Here is a 6,532-nt window from a genome sequence, read left to right on the forward strand (position 1 = left end):
ATAGAAAAGACCTACCATGAACAACACGGCTCAATACACGACAATCGACCTACTTACCGATGAACGCTGGTGGGGAGGCAGGGCCGCCGATGGCCGCTTCATGCCATTCGGCGCACAACCGTTCTCCTGCGATCTGGCCACCTGGAAGCACGAGGACGGCCAGCTGCCCGAAGCTTCGAATCAAAGCGCGCCATTGCTGATCTCCACCTGTGGCCGGTATATATGGTGCGACAAGCCGTTCGCGTTCTCCTTTGACGGCGAGCGCCTGACCGTGCGGGCCGATCATTCCATCGTCGTGCATGATGATGGCGATGGCACATTGCGCGATGCATTCCTTGCCGCAAGCCACAACCACTTCCCGCCATCCGGCGCGACGCCCGCCAAGGCCATGTTCGTCAAGCCGCAATACAACACGTGGATCGAGATGCCCTACCGCCCGACCCAGCAGGCGGTGCTCGCCTATGCCGATGCGATGCTGGCGGCCGACATGCCTCCGGGCGTGCTGATGATCGACGACAAGTGGAGCCCCGACTACGGAACCTGGACCTTCGACCCGGCCACGTTCCCGGACCCGCAGGAGATGCTCCGCCAACTGCATAGCAAAGGATTCGACGTCATTGTCTGGCTGGTTCCGTTCGTCAGCCCCGATTCCGCGGTGTTCCGCGAGCTTGAGACACGCGGGCTCATGCTGCGCGACCGCCACGGACGCACAGCCATACGCCGCTGGTGGAACGGGCTGAGCGCCGTGCTCGACCTGAGCAACCCCGAAGCGCGACAGTGGATCCGCGGCCGACTCGACGCATTGTGCGAGCTCGGAGTGGACGGCTTCAAGTTCGACGGCGCCGACCTGTACGACTTCCACGACGACGACCTGCCGTTCACTCCGATGACGTCCAACGACATGTGCGAACAGTGGGCGGCGATCGGCGTCCACTACCCGTTCAACGAGTTCCGCGCCTGCTGGAAGATGGGCGGCCAGCCACTCGCGCAAAGGCTTCAGGACAAACCCGCCGCTTGGGATGAGCACGGCATAGGCTCGCTGATTCCGGAAATGCTGGCACAGGGCATGATCGGCCAACCGTTCGTCTGTCCCGATATGATCGGCGGCGGTGAGGTCAACAGCACCAAGCATTCGGACGTGGATCAGGAGTTCTTCGTCCGATACGCACAGATCGCCGCGCTTTCCCCGATGATGCAGTTCTCCACCGCGCCCTCCCGCGTGCTGGACGCCGATCATCTCGAAGCCGTACGCAAGGCATTGGCCATTCGCGAGGAATACCTGCCGACGATTCTCCGGCTTGCCGACCATGCGGCGCATACCGGGGAGCCCATCATCCGCCCGATGGCCTATCACTTCCCCGACATGGATACCGTCACCGACCAGTTCCTTCTGGGCAGTGACATCATCGTCGCCCCTTGCACGCAGCGCCATGCGGTTTCCCGGCGAGTATCGATTCCCGAAGGACGCTGGCGTTCGGATGATGGGCAGATTATCACGGGGCCTGCCGTCATCGACACGCCTTGCCCGATTGACCGGCTGCCGCGTTTCGCACGCGAAGGCTGATCGCATAATTCGCATAGACCCCCTTCAGTCAATTGGAAAAGCCGGCCACAAGGCCGACAACGTAAGGGGTTAGCCGCACGGACTAATATCGAATTGCGGCGTGACGACGACGCGACCGCCGGCGCATCCCGCCGCAATACAACGCAAGAGGACCTCATGACCACCAGACAAGCCGGAACACGACCGCCGACCAGCAAGGACGTCGCCGCCCTGGCGGGCGTATCCCAAAGCACGGTGTCGTTCGTCATCAACGGCAAGAACACCGTGTCCGAGGCTACGCGACGGCGGGTCGAGGAGGCGATGCGCAAGCTCAACTACCAGCCGAACGCCGGCGCACGCACGTTGAAGACGAACCGCACCAACATCATCGCGCTGTTCGTGGAGATGAGCGAGGCGATTGACGCCAACGAGACCACGCCGTACATCGACGCCATCGTGCGCAGCGCACGCGCACGCGATTATGACGTGATCCTCACCACCACGCACGATGGCGTGGCCGCACTCAAGCGCATGGCCGGCAAATCGATTTGTGACGGCTTCATTCTCATGGATGTCAGCCGTGAGGATCCCCGCATTCCCATCGCCGCCGAGCTCAGCCAGCCCGTCACGCTCGTGGGCCGCGCCAACAACGCACGCGGGCTGGACTGCGTGGACGCCGACGCCCGCACGGCCGCACTGCTGGCCGTGGACGAGCTCGCCGACACCGGGCATCGCCACGTGACGATGGTCGGTACGCAACTGGGTAGCGACCCGAATGAATACAACTTCGTCGACGAGTTCTACAGCACCGCACACCAACGCGCGGACGAACGCGGGCTGGGATTCTCCATCGTGCAACGACTCGGCGAAGGTTGGCCCGGCATCGAGAAGACCGTCGACCAACTGCTGCTGCATGCCGACGATCGGCTTGGCATCATCGTCCGTCAGCCTCAGCCGACCGAATGGCTGCTGCGCACGTTGCGCCGGCACGACGTGATTCCCGGACAGGATGTTTCCGTGGTGTCGTATTGCTCGGACTACGCCGCAACATCATTCGAGTGGCAGGTCACCAACGTATCCACCACGCCTGAGCGGCTGTCCGAACGAGCCGCCGACCTGCTCTTCGACCGTCTCGAGGGCAATCGCGACCGTGATGCACGATGCGAGCTGATTGCGCCGGCAGGCATCACGCGACGCGCCACCACCATCGATTGGAGCACCCGCGGGTAGTCCCGCATAGCGGATGCCTTCGCGTTCTGCTGGTTCTACGGCGCGTGCCTTTCACACCATCCAGGCGAACACCTAGCTTCCTGGATGGTCATGAGGCTCTGCCTTGCTCTTCATGATTACATGAAGGCCGGCTCTTACGGCAGAAGAACTCACGATTCCCGCAATGTGGATTCACCTCCTGACCATCCGTCAGGAAGCTTGGCTGCCTTCACCGGCCTCGCGGTCCTTCAAGTAGATTTCGGGGATGTCGCGCTCCTGGTCGTGGAGTTTGGCCCAGATGACCGGCTTGCCGGCCGCCAACGACTCGGGCACGTCGAGGATGCGCTGGTTGGCGGAGCCACGGAACTGCAGCAGGGAGTTCTTCTGGTCCTTCAAGTACCGGCCGTCCACGAGGATGTCGATGAGATGCAGAAGTTCGAGCTTGTCCGGCGTCTCTCCGGGGCGCATGAGCTCCTCCCACGTGTATCCGGTCCAGCACCAGATGTCCTTGGTGTGACCGAATTCCTTACGTATGCGCTGTGCCAGCGGCACCAGCACCGGGGTGTTGAGCAGGGGTTCACCACCAAGGAACGTGATGCCCTGTACCCATGGGGCCTTAAGATCCTCGATGATCTTGTCCTCGAGCTTCTGGGTGTATTCATGGCCGGCCTGAAAGTCCCAAATGGACGAGTTGAAGCAGTCGACACAGTGGAACGGGCACCCGGAAACATACAGTGAGTTACGCACGCCTTCACCATCGGTCACGATGAAGGTCTTGTAGTCGGCGATCATCCGCTTGGACATGCGCCGCCCATCCCATTGCCCGGCTTTGGGATTATTGGTCAACGATGATGGCACACCGGGTCCGCGATCACTCTCCCCTGCCGCAAAATCATGCAACGTCGGCTTCCTGTCCATCATCATCCTCCCATCAATCGACCCTACAGCCAATCGGCAGCATAAGAACCATTCGCAATCAGCTGCACGATTCTGCCCGCTCCCACCCAACCGTAACGTTGAGCGCAACGATAAGCGCAGACCTCCCATGATGTGCTGTACGACCGTAAAGACTCGGCCTGAGCGGCCCGGAGCGTGTCGAACAACATATCATGGGAGGTCTGCGCGCCTCACGCTATACGATTACTTGGCTTCTTCAAACCACTCGCGGGTGGTGCCGTCGTCCAAGGTCACGCGACCGGTCTCACCGCTCATGTGCTTGACGCGGTGGGCGATCTCCTCGTGACGGCCGTGCACCATCGGGCGCTGGACCGGGCTGCCGAGGTAGCCGCAGGTGCGCTTGGTCACGTTGCACTTGTCCGGATCGGAGTTGCCGCACTCCGGGCATTTGAAGCCTTCCTCGGTAGGTTCGAAGTCACCCTGGAAGCCACACACGAAGCAGTGGTCGATCGGGGTATTGGTGCCCAGATAGCCGATGCCGATGTTGTAGGCGTAGTCCCACACGGCTTCCAGTGCCTTCGGGTTGTCCTGCAGGCACGGGTACTCGCAGTAGTTGATGAAGCCGCCGGAGGCGTAGTACGGGAAGTCCTTCTCGTAGTTGAGCTTCTCCATCGGGGTTGGCTGCAGCCACACCGGGTAGTGGAAGGAGTTGGTGTAGAAGTCGTGGTCGGTCACGCCTTCGATACGGCCGAACTTCTCGCGGTCCATGCGGTTGAAGCGGTCGGTCAGGGACTCGGCCGGCGTGGAGTACACGGAGTAGTGGTACCCCTCTGCCTTGCTCCACTGCTTGCACATCTCGTTCATGCGCTTGACGATGGACAGCGCGAACTCCTTGCCTTCCGGATCCCAGCCGTGGTCGCGGATCCAGTTCTTGCCGTAGAAGACGGCAGTGGCTTCAGCCAGGCCGATGTAGCCCAAGGAGACGGTGGCACGCTCGTTCTTGAACAGCTGGTCCACATTGTCGTTGGCACCGAGGCGGCCGAAGGCACCGAAGCGGAACAGCGTCGGGGCGTTGACCGGGGTGGCTTCCTTGCAGCGCATGATGCGGAACTGCAGGGCCTGGTGGGCCACTTCCATGCGCTCGTTGAACAGCTTCCAGAAACGGGCCTTGTCGCCGTGGGACTCGATGGCGATGCGCGGCACGTTCACGGTCACCACGCCCAGGTTCATGCGGCCGTCTTCCTCGTCCTTGCCGGTCTCCGGGTTGATCCAGCCCTGCAGGAAGGAACGGCAGCCCATCGGCGCCTTGAAGGAGCCGGTGATCTTGACGATGTTCTCGTAGAACACCACGTCCGGGTACATGCGCTTAGTGGCGGATTCGAGGGCGAGCTGCTTGAGATCGTAGTTCGGATCGCCCGGGTCAGCGTTCACACCATGCTTGACGGTGAACACGAGCTTCGGGAAGATGGCGGTGTGATGCTCCTTGCCGAGGCCGCGAATGCGGTTCAGGAGAATAGCGCGCTGAATCTCACGGGAGAACCAGTCAGTGCCGAGGCCAAAGCCGACGGTCACGAACGGAGTCTGGCCGTTGGAGACGCGGTTGGAGTTGATCTGGTACTCCATGGTCTGCATGGCATCGTAGATGGCCTTGCGGGTGCGGATCTTGGCCAGGATCTCGCGCTCCTGCTCCAGCTCATCGACGTCGGTGTGGAACGGAGTATCCATCGGCAGCGGTTCACGAGAGCCGAAGTGCAATTTGGAAGGTTCGTTCTGCTTGGCGTTCTCGACCTGACGACGGGCGAACTCCACCGGCATGCCGTCCGGAATGGTCTCACGGGCTTCCTCAAGGAACTTCTCGTAATCCTTGCGGGCATACTGGGCCAAGTGCTCGTCGGCGCGATTGGCGGTCTGGCCACCGTACTGGCTGGAGGCCACGTCCTTCATGATCTGGGTGATTTGCGTTGCGGCGATGGCGATGGACTTCGGAGAGGCCATCGGGGCGTTGCCGAGCGTGAAGCCGTTGGCCAGCATGTCCCAGAAGTTCGGCAGGGAGCAGTTGGACTGTGCGGTGAACGGAGAATAGTCGGCGTCGTGGAAGTGAATGTCGCCCTTCATATGGGCGTTGGAGACGGCCGGCGGCAGCATGTTGAACGCGGCCGCCTTGCTTACGGCACCGGCCAGCAGATCGCGCTGGGTGGCGTAGACGTTGGAGTCCTTGTTGGCGTTCTCGTGGATAAGCGTCGGGTCATGGTTGATGAAGCGAGCCACAGCCTCGTTCACGTCGGTGGCCTTGGCACGCTGAATATCACGATCGAGACGATAGTTGGTGTACGCACGAGCCACGTCGTACAGGTGAGCGTCAATCAGTGCATGCTCAACGAGGTTCTGAATATCCTCAATCTTGGCGGGACCGTTGTAACGTTCCTTGATCTCGCCTTCCACCTGATTGGCGAAACCACGAATCATCGCCTCTTCTTCCGGACCGACCTCCTTGTTGAGATCACCGAAGGCGGACTTGACGGCAGAGATGATGTTGATCGGGTCGAAATCGACCACTCGACCGTCACGCTTCTCGACGAGTACCACACGTCCCTTTGCGACTCCTCTGGTTTCGTCAGCGACGGCATCAGCCATCATCTGTGCGTCCATCAGGCACCTCTTTTCGCTCATTCTTACATCTTCTTTTCCCGCCACCGTCATCCTGATTCCACCTTCATTTGGCCGCACTGAAGACAGGCCCGATGGATATCTCTAGGGTGCCGATTGCAGAACTTCTAGAAGAATACGGCAACCCCACCCCTATATTTAGTGGACAACAGTGGCGTGTTGAACTAATTATAGTGATTATCGGCCATTTTCCGCCAAAAACATCACCTGCACGAC

The 6,532-nt window shown here is 60.8% G+C and carries 4 protein-coding genes; 2 read left to right on the plus strand and 2 right to left on the minus strand.

Going from position 1 to position 6,532, the window contains the following annotated elements:
- Positions 1 to 16: 16 nt before the first annotated feature.
- Together G1C97_RS10855 and G1C97_RS10860 are read left to right on the plus strand one after the other, a co-directional pair.
- Positions 17 to 1,564, plus strand: coding sequence for a glycoside hydrolase family 31 protein (locus G1C97_RS10855; protein ID WP_169241756.1), 1,548 nt, complete (start codon positions 17 to 19; stop codon positions 1,562 to 1,564).
- Positions 1,565 to 1,720: 156 nt separating this feature from the next.
- A complete protein-coding gene (locus G1C97_RS10860; protein ID WP_169241757.1) occupies positions 1,721 to 2,773 on the plus strand; it encodes a LacI family DNA-binding transcriptional regulator in 1,053 nt (350 codons plus the stop codon).
- 189 nt (positions 2,774 to 2,962) lie between these two features.
- Here G1C97_RS10860 and nrdG read toward each other — a convergent pair whose 3' ends face one another.
- Together nrdG and nrdD are read right to left on the minus strand one after the other, a co-directional pair.
- Positions 2,963 to 3,670, minus strand: a complete 708-nt coding sequence (nrdG, locus tag G1C97_RS10865; protein WP_169241760.1) for an anaerobic ribonucleoside-triphosphate reductase activating protein — start codon at positions 3,668 to 3,670, stop codon at positions 2,963 to 2,965.
- A gap of 222 nt (positions 3,671 to 3,892) precedes the next feature.
- Positions 3,893 to 6,286: an anaerobic ribonucleoside-triphosphate reductase gene (nrdD, locus tag G1C97_RS10870; protein ID WP_169241761.1), complete on the minus strand. Its 2,394-nt coding sequence runs from the start codon at positions 6,284 to 6,286 to the stop codon at positions 3,893 to 3,895.
- Positions 6,287 to 6,532: the final 246 nt, after the last annotated feature.

Source organism: Bifidobacterium olomucense, assembly GCF_012932375.1.
Taxonomy (GTDB): Bacteria; Actinomycetota; Actinomycetes; order Actinomycetales; family Bifidobacteriaceae; genus Bifidobacterium; species Bifidobacterium olomucense.

Bases quoted from the DNA above. Each gene is read 5' to 3' on its own strand.
- G1C97_RS10855 (WP_169241756.1), top strand. From the start codon at position 17: ATGAACAACACGGCTCAATACACGACAATCGACCTACTTACCGATGAA.
- G1C97_RS10860 (WP_169241757.1), top strand. From the start codon at position 1,721: ATGACCACCAGACAAGCCGGAACACGACCGCCGACCAGCAAGGACGTC.
- nrdG (WP_169241760.1), bottom strand. From the start codon at position 3,670: ATGGACAGGAAGCCGACGTTGCATGATTTTGCGGCAGGGGAGAGTGAT.
- nrdD (WP_169241761.1), bottom strand. From the start codon at position 6,286: ATGATGGCTGATGCCGTCGCTGACGAAACCAGAGGAGTCGCAAAGGGA.